The organism is Pseudomonas sp. Z4-20, assembly GCF_051131955.1.
Taxonomy (GTDB): Bacteria; Pseudomonadota; Gammaproteobacteria; order Pseudomonadales; family Pseudomonadaceae; genus Aquipseudomonas; species Aquipseudomonas marvdashtae.
The window spans coordinates 1,338,052-1,357,611 of sequence record NZ_CP071641.1 but is presented as its reverse complement, the minus strand read 5'-3'; the positions used below and the strand labels follow the sequence as shown (position 1 = coordinate 1,357,611).

Annotated in this window: 9 protein-coding genes; 2 read left to right on the top strand and 7 right to left on the bottom strand. The window is 57.8% G+C overall.

The genetic code is table 11. The annotated features are described in order from the left end of the window. Positions 1 to 7: 7 nt before the first annotated feature. From J3P82_RS06215 to J3P82_RS06195, 5 genes are all read right to left on the bottom strand, one after another. Positions 8 to 4,474: a hypothetical protein gene (locus J3P82_RS06215; protein WP_434561555.1), complete on the bottom strand. Its 4,467-nt coding sequence runs from the start codon at positions 4,472 to 4,474 to the stop codon at positions 8 to 10. Positions 4,475 to 4,480: 6 nt separating this feature from the next. Continuing rightward, a complete protein-coding gene (locus tag J3P82_RS06210; RefSeq protein WP_434561553.1) occupies positions 4,481 to 8,539 on the bottom strand; it encodes a neuraminidase-like domain-containing protein in 4,059 nt (1,352 codons plus the stop codon). A 5-nt stretch (positions 8,540 to 8,544) separates the two neighbouring features. Continuing rightward, the gene (locus J3P82_RS06205; RefSeq protein ID WP_434561551.1) at positions 8,545 to 12,156 is read right to left on the bottom strand and encodes a Tc toxin subunit A; all 3,612 of its coding nucleotides are present in this window, start codon (positions 12,154 to 12,156) and stop codon (positions 8,545 to 8,547) included. 148 nt (positions 12,157 to 12,304) lie between these two features. Next, positions 12,305 to 15,325 (bottom strand): COG1470 family protein, encoded by a 3,021-nt coding sequence (locus J3P82_RS06200; protein ID WP_434561549.1) that lies wholly within the window; start codon positions 15,323 to 15,325, stop codon positions 12,305 to 12,307. A 39-nt stretch (positions 15,326 to 15,364) separates the two neighbouring features. Further along, positions 15,365 to 15,868: a hypothetical protein gene (locus J3P82_RS06195; protein ID WP_434561547.1), complete on the bottom strand. Its 504-nt coding sequence runs from the start codon at positions 15,866 to 15,868 to the stop codon at positions 15,365 to 15,367. Between the two features lie 425 nt (positions 15,869 to 16,293). On the opposite strand from J3P82_RS06195, the gene J3P82_RS06190 reads away from it, so the two are divergent. Continuing rightward, complete coding sequence (locus J3P82_RS06190) at positions 16,294 to 16,653, top strand: DUF6124 family protein (protein ID WP_434561545.1); 360 nt, start codon at positions 16,294 to 16,296, stop codon at positions 16,651 to 16,653. A gap of 89 nt (positions 16,654 to 16,742) precedes the next feature. Here J3P82_RS06190 and J3P82_RS06185 read toward each other — a convergent pair whose 3' ends face one another. Together J3P82_RS06185 and J3P82_RS06180 are read right to left on the bottom strand one after the other, a co-directional pair. Continuing rightward, a complete protein-coding gene (locus tag J3P82_RS06185; RefSeq protein ID WP_434561543.1) occupies positions 16,743 to 17,102 on the bottom strand; it encodes a PilZ domain-containing protein in 360 nt (119 codons plus the stop codon). A 275-nt stretch (positions 17,103 to 17,377) separates the two neighbouring features. After that, positions 17,378 to 17,752, bottom strand: a complete 375-nt coding sequence (locus J3P82_RS06180; protein ID WP_434561541.1) for a tetratricopeptide repeat protein — start codon at positions 17,750 to 17,752, stop codon at positions 17,378 to 17,380. A gap of 323 nt (positions 17,753 to 18,075) precedes the next feature. On the opposite strand from J3P82_RS06180, the gene pyk reads away from it, so the two are divergent. Next, the gene (pyk, locus tag J3P82_RS06175; protein WP_434561539.1) at positions 18,076 to 19,527 is read left to right on the top strand and encodes a pyruvate kinase; all 1,452 of its coding nucleotides are present in this window, start codon (positions 18,076 to 18,078) and stop codon (positions 19,525 to 19,527) included. The last annotated feature ends 33 nt before the right edge of the window (positions 19,528 to 19,560 follow it).

Genomic DNA, 19,560 nt, shown 5'->3' with positions numbered 1-19,560 from the left:
TGATCGATCACCTTGACGCTAAAACATTTACCTCTGCGTTGATTGCCCGTGTGGGCAGGTCTGGACTGCGTAACTCCAACACGAAAGGCCCGTAATGCGCTGGCTTAGTCAAGATAGACCACCTCAAGGGGGCCGCCGTTACCGGCTGCGGCTGGAACAACCCGGGATCGAACTCCAACCCAAGGCCTTCGTACCCCTGCATCCACAAATCAACGCTGGTTGAGTCAATCAAACTGCTGCCTTCCTTGACTCTCAATTCCAAGGTGTTAGTGGTTCCATCTTTGAGGTAGAGGTCCCTATGAGCCAGATCGAACAGTTGTTCGTTCAGGTAGAACGTGAACTCTTCCAGCCAGCTATCTGTATCGCGTGTAATCCCCGGCACAGGTGGTGACATTGGCATGTCACTCATCAAGGGCGTGGCGAACTGCAACACAAAGGTCCTGTTTTGCGCTTGGTCGGCGGATATGGACCAGCTCAAGGAACTACTCCCTTGCTCCATCGCAACCGGCTGCCCCAACGGCGGATCGATAACAAGGTTCTGTGCCTCTTCGCCAGGCTTGTAGTCCAGAAGGATCCGGGCATGCGGATCGCCGATCAGCCAACTATCCCTATAATCCAGCTTCAATGTATAACGCTGTCCAGCAAATACATTCAGTTTTATTTCAGACCACTGTACTCGAGTGTTGTTGACGTAAGGCGTGAATTCACTCGACCACGTCGTCTCATCGGGCACCAACTCAAATTCAATATGCTCAATCTCCCACCCAGCGTACCCACCCCGTACCGAGGCCTCTAAAAGTCCCCGTCTCACGCCTGGCAAATTGAACTCCACTCGGGCTTTGCCATCATCGTCCGTACTCGTCGAAGCAAGCGAGAGGTAAGGGTAATTCCACATAACTTCTACGTTTGGTAATGGCTCACCGGTTAATGCTGATACCACAGTGACAGTCGCTGAAACCAACTCACCCAGATGTCCAGTTGGCTTGGGGCTGGTGAGCGACTGTATTTCCCGGGGGTTGTTCAGGAAATAGGACAACGCCACCGATTCCGAATACGCCACATCGCCTACCGTAGCGGTCAGTTGGGCCGCGCCTGGTGTGATAGGGACAAAGCGCACGTTAGCCACGCCATACCAGTTGGTCACTGAGGTGAGCTCTTCAAGATCGGGGCTGCGCCAAGTCACTGTCCACCCGGCCATCGGCTTACCATTGATCGCCGAGAGCAATTTGACCTCGGCATAAAGCTCGCTCTCCCAATCCAAGATCTGATGGACATTGCCGCTCAGCACCAGCTTCAGCGCCTGTGAACCGGCCCCCACGGACATCGCGTTGGCAGGCGACAGATTCGCCAGTCGCGTTGCCGACAAGCGCAATGCGAAACTGCCGTCGGTAAGATCATTCACCTTGAAGGCGTAGCTCAATCCCCCTTGGGGTAGTTTTTTCGGCACGCCAAGCGCGGCCGGTAAAAACTCCAACCCCAACTCGGCAGGTCCGGTTCCGGTCAGCCCCAATGTCACCTCATGGTCGAACAGAGGGCTATTGTCCGGGGCTTGCAATATCAAGCTGTGGGTACCTCGACGACGAGGGAAATAAGTCTTGTCACCCCAGCGCTGCGGCGGCTGTTCGTCGAATTGAACGGTCAACTCCGCCCAGGGATCATTTGCCAATGGGGTGACCGTCAGACAATGGCTACCCTCGAAGTCGTCATAAAGACTGACGACCGATGCCGTCACTTCATAAGGTCGGGCGTCGGACGGTTCCAGCGCAAACCCAGACCAGCCTGCGGCATCAGTGGGCACGTCAGTTGGCGCTCCCCCTGCACTCCAACTCACCGGCACCTGATCCACAGCAAGTTCGGTGAAATGAGAAAAAACCTGTACCCACAGCCACGCAGGGTCTTGCCCCACAACCGGGTCTACCGGCGAATCGCGCCAGTCCTGAATTCGGACTCTGTTATGTGCAAGCATCATTGGCTTGGCGGTTGCGGCGAAGTCCAGCTGCGGCAGTTCCCATGCAAGGGCAAACTGCCCCGGTTGCTCACTGGCGGTAAAGTCCAGCGTCCAGATTGCACCACCGTCATTGACAGGTTGTGCATTGTCGAGTGGAGGTTGAACGGTCGCATTCAACTGCTCAGCAGACGTCCCGGACCACACCAACCTTGATGCCAGCCCGACCAAGGGACTCAACGCATTAGGCAAAATACTGAAACGGTGGCGAGCCCCCAGGCATGGATAAAGTGTCTGGTCATTCAACTGCGCCGGTATCTGGTCGAGCCTCAGGCTCACTTCTTCCGCCAGATTTTCGGAAACCAGGCGCCCAGCCAATTCCCGGACGACGGAAACACTTTCAAGGCGTAGCTCCAACTCGAACAGACTGCTGGTACTGCCATTGACGGGTGATGCTAGGCTCCATTGTGCCCCAACGGCCGCCAGCGGCTTGGGTGTTTCAAGGTCACTTGGAACCAGACCGATACCCGGTGCAGCCCCTCGCCAATGCAAGCTGATGTTTTTACCGATCCAGCTACTTCCGCTATTCGGCACGACCTTCAACGTATGGGTCCGGCCGCGCCTGCAGAGCACGTCGAGGGCATTACGCTCGACTTCTAGCTCATCCAGGAGAATCGTGACCTCATTTTTCCAGGGGCTGGTCGCGATCGCTTTCACATTGAATGGATGCTCCACCGCAACGGCCTCGGCGTGGGCCTTGATGCTGGCGGTGACAGTTTTGTCCCCAGGGGTCTGCGGCTCGTACAGTAAGCTCGCCCAGCCACCGGCCCCGGTGGGCACGGTGGTGATCGGTCCGTCGGAACTCCTCCATTCAACCAATGCATTGATGACCGGATCACCGTCCCCAGCAGCGATGACGTGCACCCCTTGCACCCGCAACAGCACGCTTTCGTTTTCGTCCACGATCGGAAACTTATTGGCCTCGCGGACTTCGCCCACCTTGACCAGATTGCGCGCCAGCGACATGGTTTTTTTCGGTGAAGGGAGCAACAGTTTGGAGCAGGCCAGCTCAAGGTAGAACCGACCATCCAGGCGGTCTTGGCTCGTCAATGTCCAAGCGAATTCAGTGCCGGTGATCGGGACGGGATCTCCAAGCGCAGGCTCGACGTCAACACCCAGCTGTTCCTGGGGGTCGCCGCTCCAATGCAACGACAGATCCGTACCCAACAACGGACTGGCCACCGGCACCTTCAAGTCCAACGCATAATCCGTGCCTCGGTTGGGGTACCCGGTTTTTTCATCCCAACGCGTCTCCTCCCCCTCGACAACGGTCGATACACTTTTCCACGGGTCTGTCTCAAGGGCCCGGACGGTCAAGGTTTGGGACACAACGCCCGCAGTGTAATAGGGACTTTCAACCGATGCCTCGATTTCCAACTCGCCGGCCTGGGTCGGCAGATAATCGAAATAGGCCCAGCCCTGGTCGTCCGTCAGGGCAACCGTTTTGATCTGGCCGGACGTGACGGTCCAGCTCACGGTCCGCCCACTCAGAGTCTGACGGGTGTAATACGAACCAACCTGAACCCCCAGGCGAACACTTTGTTCGTATTCCAACACCGGGTAATACGCCGCTTCGCGCACGTCGAGGAAGACCAACCGGTGGTGCCCGAGCGACACCTGCAGCGGATAAGGGTCGGCGGTGTACTGGTTGAGCAGATTCATCGAAAACAGGTAGGGCTCGTCCTCACCGATCAATGGACATTCGAGTGTCCAAGGCAATTCCAACGGTTGGTCCTCGCCCCAGCCCGGCGTCGTTTCAACCGCTTCCAATGGATTGTCGTCGCTGGTCAGCGCAGCCTGCGTACCGAGCCAGGCGTTGTCCGGCTCAGGCACAAATTCAAGTTGATGGGACTGGGACACCGTTGCCCCCAGGCATATATATAGCGGACCGGTTGGCGTGTGGGATTGCTCGTCGAGCTTGAGCACTTGCATGGCAACAGGCTCCAGATGCACATGGAGTTTGATTCGGGTGATAAAGACCGCCGATGTGTAGTCCCCGGATGCGTTGGGCGGGCTGAATACGCTGACAATCAGCGTATCCTGCTCATTGAATGACAGATCCAGCTCGACGCGATACTCCTTCGGCAAGAACTCCAGAAGCTCCCCGCTCTTCAGTCGAGCCTGATCCTTCTTTGCATTGCGGGGTGGGCCCGGCAATAACGGGATATCCAGCTGCTCCTCCCGTCCATCAACTTCAATCCTCAATGTACCCTCTTCGGCGTGTCGAACCTCGCAGAGAAAAGTGAGGATGTAGAGAGCCTGGTTGCCTGGGTCCTTCGGAGCCGTCAACGGCTGACTGACTGATGATCTATTGCCAGCCAATAGCACGCGAATCATCTCCCCGTTATACATTTCGCTATCTATGCCCAGCCAGCTCGGATTGGTTGGCCCCTTCCTCCAGTGACTGAACGATTGGGCGAAATCCCCATTGACCACCAAACTCTCATCGGTTCTCACCACGTTATCCATGACACGCTACTCCTTCGGAAGGGGATTGAGTCTATCGGGGGTTTCCGCCTCGACTACCCGGTCCTCGACGGCCCGTATGAAGGTCGGTTCACCGGCTTTCGCCGTGTAGCGAATGCGCACGATAATGTCGGTCAAAGATGCGAGCATCTGTAGCTGTGGGTCATTATTCGGCCATGGAAACTTCAGCATCCAGCGTGAGACAACGCCGGTATTTTCAAAGGGGTTGAGCAGCCCCTCATCCGGTTTCATCGCCGTCATGCCGCTGTCGCCCAGCCCGACGGACAAGGCTATTTGCTGACCACTGCGCAGGTTGAACAGCACATCCGAAGGCGCCACGAACTCTGTCGGATGATGCAGGTAGCGCACCGATTGCAACGACGCCTTGGTGGCGATCATGCTGCCAATCTGCAGCAAGGTGGCTCGCACATTTTCGAAGGGGCCGGTCAGCACCGGCAGGTCGACTTCGATTGAACTGATCTGCCGGCAGTAATGCCCGGGATGATCGCGATCGAAAAGCAGTTGGGTGAGCGCGAACTCCAGCATCCCTTGGCCCCGCAACTGGGCCAGCGCGGCCGCCCACCCATCAACGCCGGCTTGACGCTCGACCGAATCATCGAAAAGCCGACGCAGGGAAACGGTCTTGACCAGCTCCATCCGTCGCTCATGGCGTTGCAGGTATTCACGCTCCATGCGCAACAGGTGCCCGTGCAAATGCTCGCCGGCGGTCAAGCCGTGGCGGTTGTCCAGCCAGACTTGTGGCAAAGGGATTTGGGCATCGTAATCGCCGGTCTCGGCAGTCAACGCGGCCTGGGCACCGAGGCACAGGCTAACGACCGCGTCATAAGCCTGATAATGCAACGCTTTGAGCTGGCCCAGTAGCCAGCCGAACAGTTCGGCATTGCTCGCGCGTTTTTTAATGAAGTTGTAAACCGTCAAGGCCTGGCTGTTGGCTTTCAGCGTTTGCGCCAGGGTAGTTTGCGCGGCCTGCAAGGCGTGGGTCTGTGCGGTGATTTGGGCGTCGATGGCCCGTACCTCCGCCAGCGCCTGATCGCGTTGCAGTTGCCACTCTTCACGGCGCCGGCGATAGCCCTCGGTGGTCGCCTGCTTATCCGCGTCGATCTGCATCGCCGACGCAGCGACACTCAATACGAAACTCACCGCGTCGATGGTCTTGTCCAGACGATGGCCGCCGTTGGCCATGCCGAAGATTGTGGGCAGCGACGCCACGACCGCCCCCGCTGGTTTGATAATCGAGGAGGCCAATTCGAGCTTTTTCGAAAGTTGCAGGTTTTCCATGACCTGGTATTCAACCTCCGAGACGTTTTCATCGTAGCGCCGCGCATACGCCTCGGCCCTCTCCTGGGCCATGGCGCGACTTTGTTCCAACGCGGCCGTGCTCGCTTGCAATTGGGTAATGCTCTGTTCTTGAACGGTCTGGGCGTAGCTTCCCAATTCCACCAGGTGGTTTTGCTGCATTTCCTCCTGCTCGGCCCGGTCACGCTGCTCGAGCAAATGCAGGACCTGGCTACCGTGCTCCTGCAAGCTCTGCACGGCGCGCAACGCCGTCTCGAAGGTCACGCGCCAGCGGAACGCACCGACCACCAGACGCCCGCCCATGGGCCTTGCTCCACCACTACCCGCCGCCAGGTCACGTAGCAATTGGTTGGGATCGGTGGGTGGACTGAACAGCGGAATGTCCAGTGGCTTGCCATCGAGCGTGAGGTTATTGCGCAGGTTGTACAGGCGCTGGCCGGGCAAATCATAGACCGCCAACAATTGCTCATTGATCGGGGCCTTGAACGGCTCGTTTGCCAGCAAGCCCAACAGAGGCGGCGCCTCGGCGGTGGCCGGAAAATCCGCCAGGCTGAACACCAGTTCTTTTTCGAACTGCTCAAGCGCCGGTCGCGAGGCACTTTTGTTCAACAGCCCTTCCACCGTGTTCGTCTCCCAACGGTTCACCGTCCGGACCTCGGGTGCCTTGCCCATCAGGAACTCGGCCTGGACGTAACACAGCTTGGCCGCCACCAAGCTCTCCCGGGTGAGCTGGCGGTAATACCAGTCACCCCAGGCGATCAGGTTTTTAACGTATTCAGTAAACACCACAATCTGGAAGTGCCGGGGCGCCGAATACCCGATGGCATCGGGATCGGTGGGGGCATCGGCTTCACAACCCAGGTTACCGGGACCATACAAGGGTCGGCAGCGCCAGTAGAGAGGTTTTGGATGATCCACGGGAGATCGCCCAAGATCAGCTGGCGCTTGTGGATCGAACAGATAATGCAACCAATTCTGCGCTTCGAGAAAACGATCCTCGGCATTCAAGCGTGCGGTCACCAAGTGAGGCAGATGAAAAAACAGCTCCCAAAAAAATAAACCGTTGGCGCCGTTGAACGCACCGTTGGGCTCCGAAAAATCAGGCACGCCCAGGGGAGGTGGTTCCGATAGGAATTGTGTATCCCAGTCCAGTACCGCATCGACGGAAATATTGGAACGCTGCACCAATTCGGGACCAAACAGCGAGTTCAAACGGGTGTACTTAAGGTTCAGCCCCGATTGGTTGAGGGAAAGAAACTGCGCCGCATCGAGCGTGTTTTTAGACAGGGTCACGGGAGGGAAGTCCGTGACGTTTTTGATCGTCAGTTTAAATCGTTTCTGCCCAGGGCCACCTGTTTCGTCGCCGAACAAAAAGACCGGATCCTGCCACGAGCCCTGCCCCCGCGTGAGCTCCAGCCATTGCGTACTCCAGCCACCCGCAACAGCAAATTCTTGTTCAATCGGGTCCGGATCGTCACCTGCCCGTTGATCAAGTTCCAGTTTTAGAATTACAGGATCCCCAGTCAGCCCCGTTGGCCTACAGAAACCCTGCACGAACAACTTGTCGTCATTACCCACACGAAACGCCACCGCCTGGAAACCCAAGTACGGCGTCAAGGAGCCTGACGCAGCATCGGAAATAACCATCGTCGGCTGATTCGTCAGCGGATGTTGAACTGTTTCGGCAGTGGTAAACCGATAGAGTACAGCCTTTTCCAACCAACCGCCGTCGTCCCAATCCACGGGACGAAACAGCACATCACGCACCGCAAATACCTCCGGATCCACGCCGATCAGCATAACCCCCAGCCTGCCCTGGGGATGATTTGGATCGGCCCAAACGGTCGCGACCAGACGAGCGCCTTGGGGAGGGGGATCCTGGTCCCGCGCGGAGCTGTGCAGGCTCAGCGGAGCTGACCAGTTGCCATTCTGCGCCATGAAAGAAACATTGATATCCAACCTGGCTGGCAAGCCTTCACTGCCTTCCTGCCCCTGCACCTTCGCTTGCCACTGCGCCCATACCAGGCAAAGTCGACCGCTCCAGAACACCGGACGCATGTCCAGCACCATTGCGCCGGCCGGAATATCCGCGGGTTGCCATTCGCTCCATGCCGCCGGATTGATCGCGGCACAAGTAGCAGAGAGTTCAACTTCTGCCTTGCGCCAGAAGTATTGGAAAGGCGGCACCCGCTGCCGACCGACAAAGTAATAATCGGCACGGTCGGCCGTGGCGCCATCCATATAGCCGCTGATCACGTCCAGGTTGCAGATTTGCTCAAAGGATTGCAGGTAATCTTGCAGCGCCGCCTGAACGGAATCAGCGTTCAAGCGTGTCTGGTTGAGGTTGTTTTCCAGTGCCTTGAACAGGCTGGTCTTGCGCCGCCGCACAAAGGGGTTGATGAAATTCTCCGGATAAATCGCAATCAGCTGCAGCGCGGCCCAATCCGGATAATTGTTATAAAGTTCCCACGTGGCCAGATCGCGCTTGTCGAATTCGATTTTTTCGTAGCCGGGCTCCAGCTTACGGAAAGCGGCGTGAATGAACTGCTGAGCGCAGCTGGTCGCTTCGGCGACCCAAGAGCTTTGTACCGGGTAGCTGTCCAGCGGATCCATGCGCAGCAGTTCGAACAGGTCTGCCGGGGTTCGCAAAAAGTTGTATTTTCCGCCAGATTCCTTGACTTGACCCAAGCAGTACTCCACCAGGGCAGTACGACGCTTTTCGAGAAGTTCAGCGAGATTATTCAGCGCCATGGTCGTTACTCCTGGCTAGCAAACTTAATGGGGTCGAAGTGGGCTTTGCGCTCACTGCCCTCGGCCAAAATGCTGATTTCGAATGTTCCACCCGTCGGGCTGGAAACGAACAACCGTGCCTGCCCCTCCTGGTTGGTGAATGCCTGCCTGGACCGAAAAACCAGTTGTCCATCTGCGGGTTCTGACGATTCGATGAACCATTGCACAAGGCTGGTTTTTCCGAGGTTTCCATACCCGTCCATCAACGTGCCGTAGAGTTCGATTTCCTGGCCGTACGCCACCTCACCCAACGGCACCGGTGACCGAAGCGGTGGCGGAACTTGCAGGGTTTGAACGTCGGCGATGACATGGATGGTGGGCGCGTACTGCGGCTCGAACAGGTCCAGCCAAAACTGCGGGGTTTCCGTGCCCATCACCTTGCCAGGTTTGAACTCCACCTCAACGTTCCCCTCGACACCAGTCGCCTTCTCTTCGATGGTCCCCAGTGTGGCGCTCCACCGAACGAAAACACCGCTCAACGGTGCCCCGGCGCGGTCGCGAAGCGTGACGGTGAAGGTGATTTTCTCGTTGGGTTTATTAGCCACGACGTGAGTGTTATCCACGTCAACGGCAATGTTGACCAATTGCTTCAGATCCTCGGTGGAGGAGGTCAACGCAGACGCACCGGATTCGGTCACGCTCAGCAAGGCGTACTCAGCGGCTTCCTTGTAGGCCGGTTTGTTTATTTCTTCCGGTAAGATCCCGATCAGGAAAATCGTCAAGGCATCCATACCGGTATGCGCAGCCAGTTCCCGAACGCGCATCATCAAATCCAACTGGGTCAGATTTTTCAGGACCTCACATTCCGGATCGATGTGCCTGAGGCATTCGCGCACCTCTTGGACGCTCCAGTTAAAAAACTCGGCGAGCCTGATCCACGATGCTTGCTGGGCCAACCCCAGCGCGTCTTCCCCCAACCCGGAATCCAACGCGTCGACCTCACGCAGGTAATCGAGCAGTTTCTGCGCGGGCTGTTCACTGAGCTCAAAGGCATGGGTGAGCGACGTCAGATAATAAAGCGTGCGCATCGTGAACGCGTGCTTGTTGCTCTCTTCCAGCCCCAGCCAGGCCCGATAGCCATAATCCAGGAAGTCCTGCAACAACCCGGCGCCAAGCGCCAGCTTCGCCACCACGGCACCACGACGGCGCACATCCGCCAGCAGCGCAAGGAGTGGATCAGGCTCCTCGTTACGCCCCCTGGCAGGCGCCTGGCTATCGGAGGGTAGCGGTGCCCGTTCCAGCACTTGACGCAACAACCGATGCACCGTTGCATTGGCCCAGGTCAAGACAGGTAACGCCTGTTCCGAATCGACACCGGCGTAGACCGCAAGGCATTCCTTGGCCACTGATGCTTGGGCCGCCCGGACCTGTAACAACACGCTGAGCATTCTTTCGACAATGGCTGGACGCTCGGGCTCGAACGCTTCGCCCAGGCCATCCCTCACCGCGTCGTCGAGTCTTGGCCGCGCGAAGCCCAGGTATTCGAGTTCAGTGCCCGAATAGGCAATGACCAGCCCATCGGAATCGATCAGCGCCGTCAGCAAATCCAGCCAGTTGCCCCCCGCCAACGGAGGCACGCCGGCCACCAGCAATTCCATATTAGTGAATAGCGCGCCAGGAAGTAGATTGAGCACCTGCTCAAAAAACTGGCGCTCAGCATCGGTGGTGGCCTGGGCTTGAGGGGGCGAGACCTGTTGCAACATCCAAAGCACCGGAAGGTTGCGATCGGCGCACCACTGCGTACAGGCTTGCATGGCATATAGCAGGTTGAGCACATCGGGTGACTCGCCCCGGGCTGGATTGATTTGAGGCTCCCCCGCCACGCCGTCGAGCCAAGGCTTCCCGCCCAGCAATGTCAGCATCAGGACGCCTTCGACCGGTGTGATCCCCAGCAACCTGGGCAACCTGACCAAACGGTAGAAACTGGACAGAATCGCCGCGTTGCGCTGAAAGTTGCCGTTCTGGACACCATGAGCGCCAGCAATCACCTGGGCCAGATAGGCATAGCTTTTCTGATCGATATTCAAGGCGCTACATAGCCTGGCGACTGTCAGGTCGGACTGCCCGGGGTCGGGCATGACTGGAAAGGTTCCTCCATCAAGCATCAAGGGCTCGTTATAGTCGCCCTGATCATTGAAAATCTGATCGAATTGCGAAGGTGCTTCGCCGCGACCATAAATCGAGAACGTGTCGATGAACACCGTAAAGTCGGGCGCGCTGCACCCGTATCGCTCGCGCAGCGACTGAAACAGTCCCAATGCATGTACGACTCGCTCGGTGATCCACCAAGCATTGGCCGGCGCGCCACCGCGCACTTCGGCATTGATGGCCGCCACCAGTAGCGCGTCCACCTGCTCGCTCGGCAGCGCCAGCCATTGGTCCAGGCGCACCTTGCGGTTCATCCGGTCGTACCGATCAACGTTGACAGCGGGGTCTACTGACAACCGGTGAAAAAATGCGGCGCCAGAGTCGTCACCGGTAATTTGAACAGCAGGATGGGCGTTGGCATTGAGGTAAACCGAACCGGAGCGGCCGCTTTCCGGTTCTCCAGATACCGCTCCCGTATACGTCACGTTAGCAGAGCGCACGGGCGCGAAGCGGCGCACCGACAATAAGGCCTCAAGCCCTTGTGTATCCAGTTTGGTCCGCTCGCCAAAGAATGGAACCTGGTAGAGGTTAGCGAACAGATTCTGATTATCGGTACCGAAGTTAAGGGCGTAATAGTCCTCTAGGCTCCCCTCTTGGGGCCGATCTTCCGTCAGCAGTTTTCGTTGATAAGGCCCTAGCCGCGACGCGTGGGCCAAGGCACGACCCGCATCGTCATCCCAGGCATGACGCTGCAGAAAGTAAGGAAACGAGAGGTCAACCCTGTGGGCAAAATCGCCCACGGACAAATCATGCTGGCGCGCGACCGTATCCAGCGTGACCCAATGTTGATAATAAGGTAGCCCGTTGGGGTACCGCGCCTCGATCATGGCGTCTTCCAGATTTTCTGGAGGTTCATGCGCGTTGATGAAGGTTTCCAGCACCGGGACGATGATGTTCACCGCCGACACCGATTGATGCACCGCATTGAAATCGACAGCCAGCGGTTTCAAGTCTTTGCGCCGATCATGCAACGGCAACTTGAGCGGATCGTTCGAGGCCGCCTCGATACGCTGCTCTATCCACCTCAATAGCTCAATCAGATACGCCACGGGTGAGGTCAATGATTCCAGCGCCTGCGGTGGGCACATGCTATCGAAGTCGGGGCGGAATAACTCCTCGAAACTGGGACCCTGAACCAACGACAACAAACCGCTCCCCCTCCTTTCTCCCTCAACCTCGCGACCATACAAATTGTGTTCGATGAACTGGCGCCGCACATAAAGCGCCATGCTGTTGGCCCGGCGCATGAATCGATGGGCATCATCGGGCGTCACGCCATAATCCTTGACCAGCCCCCGCACGCCCTTTTCCACCAGCGGGAAAATAGAGCCGTCTGCCTCCATGTATGTTCGAAGCGCAGGGTATTCGGCGAGTTGCTTTTGGCTGATCAATTGATTCATTAGCTGTACAGCAGGCCGGGAGTCCGCCATGACGGGTTTCCTTGAGTCGACATAGACCTAAGTGGCCTGGTGATGTGACCCGGCCATGAGTTTGCTGGGATAGATTTGGCGCCAACGAAGGCTTCTCGGCTACTGTCAGATCTGACAGTTCATAAGACCGTCCGTCGACGGCCCAGCATCAGGGTTGCGAAGAGGGAGGCAGGACGTCGAAGCGCCCGCTGTCAATCCAATCGGAAACCGTGCCGTCCCCCGCGCTGTCCGTGAGGGTTTGCTTGAATCGGCACCAATGACCGCCGCTGGGTAATGACAACACCGCTTCGCCCTGCCAAGCGCCGGCATCGACTCCAAGGTCGGCGACCAAGGCTCGATCGGGGTTGTACCAACTCACCACCTGCCCGACACCCGGCCTGCCCCGGCCTTCGAACTCGACCGGATTATCGACCCAATGTCCCGACGCCGGCACATCGATGGAAGGTAGATAAGTCCCCAGCACCACGGCGCGCGGCGCCGAATCCTCGGATTCGAACCCCTCGCTTTCCGCCACGGCCACCAGGCCATGGGCACCGCCGGGCTGATCGAGCGTCACGGTCACCGACCAGGTGCGGTCTTCCAGGACCGGGCTGCGTCCCAGTATTTTCAGTTTGGTATCGCCCAGCCTCACCGTCACCGTGTCCCCCGGCACGCCGAAACCCGACACCACGACCCGCCGACCGATGTGCTCATCCATGGCCGGGGTTTCGATGAAGGGAGCGGCTGGGACAACATTGTAGGTCAGCCAGTCGCTATATGCTGAGGTCTGTTCTTTGCCGTTCTCGTCGACAAAGAATTGCCGAGCCCGGACGGTGGTCTCACCAACGGGCAAGGTCACCTCGGCTTCCCAATCGCCATTGAAATTCACGGAAATGTTTTCACGCAACGGTTCGTCTCGGCCTTGTAGCCAGACACTGACCCGCCCATTCCGCATGCCTCTGCCCGACAATTGCGAGGTGCGCGGCAGCTTCCCGCCCGGCTGCGGCACGTCGAATTCCGGAGGCAACAGCACTACCGTAAAAACCAATGGATCACTTGGCTCCGATGGCCGTCCACCCAATGTCTGCTGCGCATCGATGACGTAATCACGAAATTGCAATCCGCTGAGTTCGATAAACCATTCGCCATCAGTGGTGAGCAGTTTTGGCTCGCCCAGAGGCCTGTTGAATTGAGCGTCGCGCAGTTGCATCGTCGCCCCGGCCATGCCCTCCCGCCCTCGAATGGTCACATCACGGCCCACCTCACCAGGGTCGGGATGGGTGATGACCGGTTGGAGCATGGGCACAGACACCGTAAACGTCCTGGATGCTGGCGGCGATGTTTGCTCGGCGTCGGTCTGGGTGAGGGTGGCGGTGTGAGTGATTTCAGGTTCGAACGACGTCTCGCGCCGGAAACTCCAGCTGCCATTGTTATTGGTGACGGGGTGCTCGGTGTTGCTGTCGCTGTATTTGAGTTTCAGAACCGCGCCGGGCCAGCAGGTGCCGCTCAGATCTGGCGAGAGGCCATTTTCCACTGGTGGGTCCATGACCGGAGCCAAAGGTGGGATGGTGATCTCGAGCTTGTACCAGTTCGGTGACGACTGGCCATCCAAGGATTGCTTGAGATGGACTTCTCGTTTGTACGTCGGGCCCCATACCTGTGATACCCGACTTGACCATTCGCTGTTGCTCACCGGCGCGTTGGGCGCGGCATCGCTGCCACCGCCAGGGTTGGCAAGCCTCACCGAGGCTCCGGTGAAACCTTTACCCGAGATCGTTGGTTGATAATCCTGCGTGTAGGTCACTTCGCTTACATCGGGCAACACCCGATTGACGGGGAATGTGTAGGGTTGTGACTCAATCCAGCCACCCGCATGGTTGGAAACCTTCTGAATCGCCCTCAGGCTGTAGCTGCCAAACGGCCAGTTTGTCGCCGTCGTGTACCACCCGTCGTCCTCCACTGGCACCTCGGGCGGCGGCTCGACGGTCGGGCCGCTGACGACTGTGATCTGGACGGTTGCGCCGGTATAGCCTGAGCCGGAGAACCTGATTGCGGTTTCGGACAGGTCGGTGACAGTGACGTTGGTGAGCGTGGCAGGTCGGACGTCAAACGCACGGGGCTCACTGCGATCTGAATCTTCACCGTTGAGTCTCAGCAGTGCGACCAACGATCGCCTACCTGGATCCACCGTCACGGGACAGGTCCAGCTAGTCCCGGCTAACACGCCGGAATGACCAACTTCCACGGCGTTATCGTTGAATACATGGACTTGAGCGCCCAGGGCACCGCCGGTGCCCGAAAGTGTAAAGGTACTATTTTGATACGAGCCAGCGGCAGGGCTGGTAATGACCGGCGTAGAAAGTACCATCACCGTGACTAAATTGGATTTCACGGATTTACGGATTCCGTATTTTTGTATGGCGTAAAACGTCAGGGACGTTGTCTCGCTAGTAGACAGAGAAATTGTAGCGGTCCAATCGCCGTTTGAATGAATCGTGGCAGAGCCTAATAACGCATCGTTGGCATTGTTGTGAACCGTGACGACACCCACGCCGTGATTGGCACCTGTTCCGGTAACGGTGAACGGATTTTCTGCCACGCCTCCAGAAGGAGAATGTATCACCACAGGAGGGACGACCAGGCCTACCGTTACAGAGGTTGAACGAGAATCATAGTTTCCGATTTTCTGCTTGGCATAGAACGTCAGGGTTTGAGTTTCATTGGGCAAGGTCACAGTGGCTGTCCAGTTGCCGGCGGCGCTATTGATCGTGGCGGTACTTAACAGCGCTTCGTTGGATGCATTATGCAGGGTAACCGTCCCTACACCTTGCTCGCCACCAGAACCACTGACAATGAATTGCGTGTTTGGCACGTCTCCGGAGGGAGGGTCCGTGATGGTGACGGGGGTGACGCGCAGGTTGACTATTACGTTCACAGGCCCTGATTGAGTCACTTCAAACCTGTACTGCCCAGGTTCGAGAGGCCCCGTTATCTGAGCAAACCATTGATTGTTCTGCAAAGCGGCCGCCTGCTCAGCCACCCGAACATCGCCTTTGAACACCCGGACCACAATAGGCAAGGCGATCGGTGATGTGCCCTCAACAGGAATCATCGCATTCCTAACGTAAGCATTATCAGCCGGCTTTACAATGGTCACGCTGTGCGGAACGGGTTCGTTATTTTTACTCATAATCACCTCCTTGCGAAACACCCACCGTTCGCCAATTAATTAGATCGAAGGATAGTACTGCTTATACGTGGGTCCAGACGGATCACCCCCCCCCTTATCAAAGATGAATTCCGCCCACACGGTGATCCAGCCCCACTCGCGAAGATTAGCTTCGCGCTCATAGTTATGCCATTTACCATCCTGCCACATAGCATCAGGGGAATTACTTCTCCAGTCCGACGGCTCATTCCAAAGATGCAGGTTTATATTGGCCTTATTCCCCCCCGATTGACCATTAAATCGCGTAATTCTATATTGAAGCGTTTTAAAATCGAAATACCCTCCTACGAACGAGTATTGAAAAGTAAGCTCTCCTCTAAAATTGCCTTTATTCACTGTCAACGTATCAGTTCGAACAGACACGTTATCGTGCCTCTCTTTAATAAGGCGAGACTTGAGAATTTCACTCTCTTTTTCCAGCGCGGACTTTGTCTTTTCTCTCTCTTCCTGCTGAGGCCCAGAAAGTATCTCGGTACTGAGGTCATCTGGAGTTGCACTGTTCATGATTTAGCTTCCAAGTAATTTGAGTCGGCATTTTGCGTATCAACGAGCGGCCTTTGCACCTGTCAAACTTGACAGGTCTGACCAGCGGCAGTCCCTCGGTGCAAGAAAGCGCCCAACTGACTACACCTCCTTGCGCAACGGACTACAGATCCGCCAGAATCCGCCGACTTGTGCGCCTTGGCCTTGCCCCGTAACGTGATTCGCGTCGCTGACACCTCAGCGATCGGGTTTAGTCGCTCGGCGGTCAGATACGGTGTGCACAAGCGTCATCCAGTCGGGCTCCCTGCCCGCACTCGATGGTGGCTGTTCGCAGGGCGCCCTCGGGCGCGCCGGATTTCGTGTCTCCGCCGGTCGACTAACCTGCGTCCAGCCGCCTCCATTCGTTTAGTCGCGAATTGGTGGCAGCCCCATTACGGAGACCGATGATGATCAAACCAACCCCCAATCCCCCGAAAAAAGCCTCACGCCCCACCGCAAAAACCGCCGAAGAAATCAACCTCGACAAAGCCGCGCAAAAAGCCCTGGACCATTACCTCAAGCCCGACAAACCGGCCAAGTCCCAGCGGCAGCTGGACTGCTTCATCGTCGCCCCGGACGCCGACCCCGAAGGCATGCTCGTGCACACCTACGAAACCTTCTGCTCGGTGAGCACGCTGATTCTGGATTTATCCGAAGACCTGGAAGGCGCCCCACGCAACCTGGCCCTGGCGATTCACCAGATGGGCGAGATGGGGGTGTTGTTGCTGGAGAAATTGCTGGATGGCGAGACGAAGGTACAGCGTTGATGGCTGTGTAACAGCGCTGGCGCACCTGTGGCGAGGGAGCAAACTTTCTCGCCACGGTTTAGCGGACTACCCGGCAAGCAGTCGACGGCTCAAGCCGATGCGGGCATCGGATAAAAACAGAAATACTGCTGTAACGCGCTCACCAACTGCCCGTACTCCGGCGGTGCCCTTTGCAGGCTGAAACCGGCGTCGAAATGTTGTGGGGTCACGTCTTCCTGGCACCACAGGCAGGTGGCTTTCACTTTGATATGCTGCTGCGGCCCGTCGTCGGCTGGCATCTTCAAGCGCAGGTCGAAGTGTGCCCCGACCATCAACGGCAAATGGCTGATCAGCATCAAGCCGTTTTCTGAGACGTTGCCCAGAAAACCGATGGGTTTATCGTTGATACCGTTGAACACTTCAAGGAAATACGACAACTGATGTCGTTCAATGCGACGCTCTTTGTACATGTCTTGTATCGCTTTTTTGAACAGCCGCGTACACGGCCAATCGAGTGCTTCGGAACGAGCCTGCACCAGCCCGCTCTCCCCGAGCCCGGTGCCAGACGCTTGCAAGCATGCTGGCGCACTTCTGCCGGTCTCAGGTGACGCTGCGAAATTAGAGCATAGGCTCTAGTCACGACTTGTACAAAAATATAGCTCATGCAGGCATAAGCGTCAGGTCGACACGATGCCAGTCATCGGTCCGACAATCGTTTTGCGCCAATGGTTTCATCGCGACACGATCAGAACGATGTGGGGCGAACAGCCGTGGCGCCGCGAGTCGGGTAATGGCCGAGGCTCTGCAGGGTTTCGAGACGTGCGCGGGCGCGGTAGGCGTATTCGCTGTTGGGGTACTGGGTGAGGATGAATTGATAGGTTTGCGCCGCATCGACGAACAGTTTCTGCCGCTCCAGGCACTGGCCGCGCATCATCGAGACTTCCGGCTGCATGTAGCGACGGGCACGGCTGGCGCGGTCGACCTTGGACAACTCGAGCATGACTTGCTCGCAGTTGCCACGCTCGTAGGCCTTGTAGGCCAGGTTCATGTGGTGGTTCATCGACCAACGGGTACAGCCCGTGATACTCAGGGCCAGGGCAATAAAAAGCACGAATCGCATGGGGAGGTTCTCCTGTCTTGAGCTGTTTATCGACCTGGATGGGAAAATCTTCAGCCTGAAAAGGATCGGACGAGCTCTTGTGGCGAGGGAGCTTGCTCCCGCTGGGGCGCGCAGCGGCCCTGAGATTTTGCGGTCGCTGCGCAACCGAGCGGGAGCAAGCTCCCTCGCCACCCAAGCAATGTTCGGCTTTCGCGCTTGAGAGGCGCAAAAATTTTCAGGAATGTTCATTTCGAAAAACAAACGAATAAGTAGTGCACATGAACGATGACTACACCCAAAGACCATAGTAGCCTTCGCTGGCGCTTGAACTTGAGGAGTCTTGCATGTCCGTCCGTCGCACCAAAATCGTCGCTACCCTTGGCCCGGCCAGTAACTCGCCGGAAGTTCTCGAACAGCTGATTCTGGCTGGCCTGGACGTTGCCCGTCTGAACTTCTCCCACGGCACGCCCGACGAGCACAAGGCTCGCGCCAAGCTGGTGCGTGACCTGGCCGCCAAGCACGGCCGCTTCGTCGCCCTGCTCGGTGACCTGCAAGGCCCGAAGATCCGCATCGCCAAATTCGCCAACAAGCGCATCGAGCTGAAGATCGGTGACAAGTTCACCTTCTCCACCAGCCACCCGCTGACCGAAGGCAACCAGCAAGTGGTCGGCATCGACTACCCGGACCTGGTCAAGGACTGCGGCGTGGGCGACGAGCTGCTGCTCGACGACGGTCGCGTGGTGATGCGCGTCGAAACCGCCACCGCCACCGAACTGCACTGCGTCGTGATCATCGGCGGCCCGCTGTCGGACCACAAGGGCATCAACCGTCGCGGCGGCGGCCTGACCGCCCCGGCCCTGACCGAAAAAGACAAGGCCGACATCAAGCTGGCCGCGGAAATGGAAGTCGATTACCTGGCCGTGTCCTTCCCGCGTGACGCGGCGGACATGGAATACGCACGTCAACTGCGCGACGAAGCCGGCGGCACTGCCTGGCTGGTGGCCAAGATCGAACGCGCCGAAGCAGTGGCCGACGACGAAACCCTCGATGGCCTGATCAAGGCGTCCGACGCCGTGATGGTGGCCCGTGGCGACCTGGGCGTGGAAATCGGCGACGCCGAGCTGGTGGGCATCCAGAAGAAGATCATCCTGCACGCACGCCGCCACAACAAAGCGGTGATCGTCGCGACCCAGATGATGGAGTCGATGATCCAGAACCCGATGCCGACCCGCGCCGAAGTGTCCGACGTAGCCAACGCCGTGCTGGACTACACCGACGCGGTGATGCTCTCGGCCGAAAGCGCCGCCGGCCTCTACCCGCTCGAAGCGGTGCAGGCCATGGCGCGTATCTGCATCGGCGCTGAAAAGCACCCGACCGGCAAGACTTCCAGCCACCGCATCGGCAAGGAATTCACCCGCTGCGACGAAAGCATCGCCCTGGCGACCATGTACACCGCCAACCACTTCCCGGGCGTCAAAGCAATCATTGCCCTGACCGAGAGTGGCTACACGCCGCTGATCATGTCGCGCATCCGTTCCTCGGTGCCGATCTATGCGTTCTCGCCACACCGCGAAACCCAGGCGCGCGCAGCGATGTTCCGCGGCGTGTACACCATTCCGTTCGATCCAGCTTCGCTGGAGCCGCACGAAGTCAGTCAGAAAGCCATCGATGAACTGACCAAGCGCGGCGTGGTGGAAAAAGGTGACTGGGTCATCCTGACCAAGGGCGACAGCTACCACACCACCGGCGGCACCAACGGGATGAAGATCCTGCATGTCGGCGACCCGATGGTTTGATGATCGGCTGACAAACCAACGCCTGGAAAACAA

Coding starts and splice junctions, on each gene's coding strand:
- J3P82_RS06215 (WP_434561555.1), bottom strand. CDS start 4,474: ATGGATAACGTGGTGAGAACCGATGAGAGTTTGGTGGTCAATGGGGAT.
- J3P82_RS06210 (WP_434561553.1), bottom strand. CDS start 8,539: ATGGCGCTGAATAATCTCGCTGAACTTCTCGAAAAGCGTCGTACTGCC.
- J3P82_RS06205 (WP_434561551.1), bottom strand. CDS start 12,156: ATGGCGGACTCCCGGCCTGCTGTACAGCTAATGAATCAATTGATCAGC.
- J3P82_RS06200 (WP_434561549.1), bottom strand. CDS start 15,325: ATGAGTAAAAATAACGAACCCGTTCCGCACAGCGTGACCATTGTAAAG.
- J3P82_RS06195 (WP_434561547.1), bottom strand. CDS start 15,868: ATGAACAGTGCAACTCCAGATGACCTCAGTACCGAGATACTTTCTGGG.
- J3P82_RS06190 (WP_434561545.1), top strand. CDS start 16,294: ATGATCAAACCAACCCCCAATCCCCCGAAAAAAGCCTCACGCCCCACC.
- J3P82_RS06185 (WP_434561543.1), bottom strand. CDS start 17,102: ATGTACAAAGAGCGTCGCATTGAACGACATCAGTTGTCGTATTTCCTT.
- J3P82_RS06180 (WP_434561541.1), bottom strand. CDS start 17,752: ATGCGATTCGTGCTTTTTATTGCCCTGGCCCTGAGTATCACGGGCTGT.
- pyk (WP_434561539.1), top strand. CDS start 18,076: ATGTCCGTCCGTCGCACCAAAATCGTCGCTACCCTTGGCCCGGCCAGT.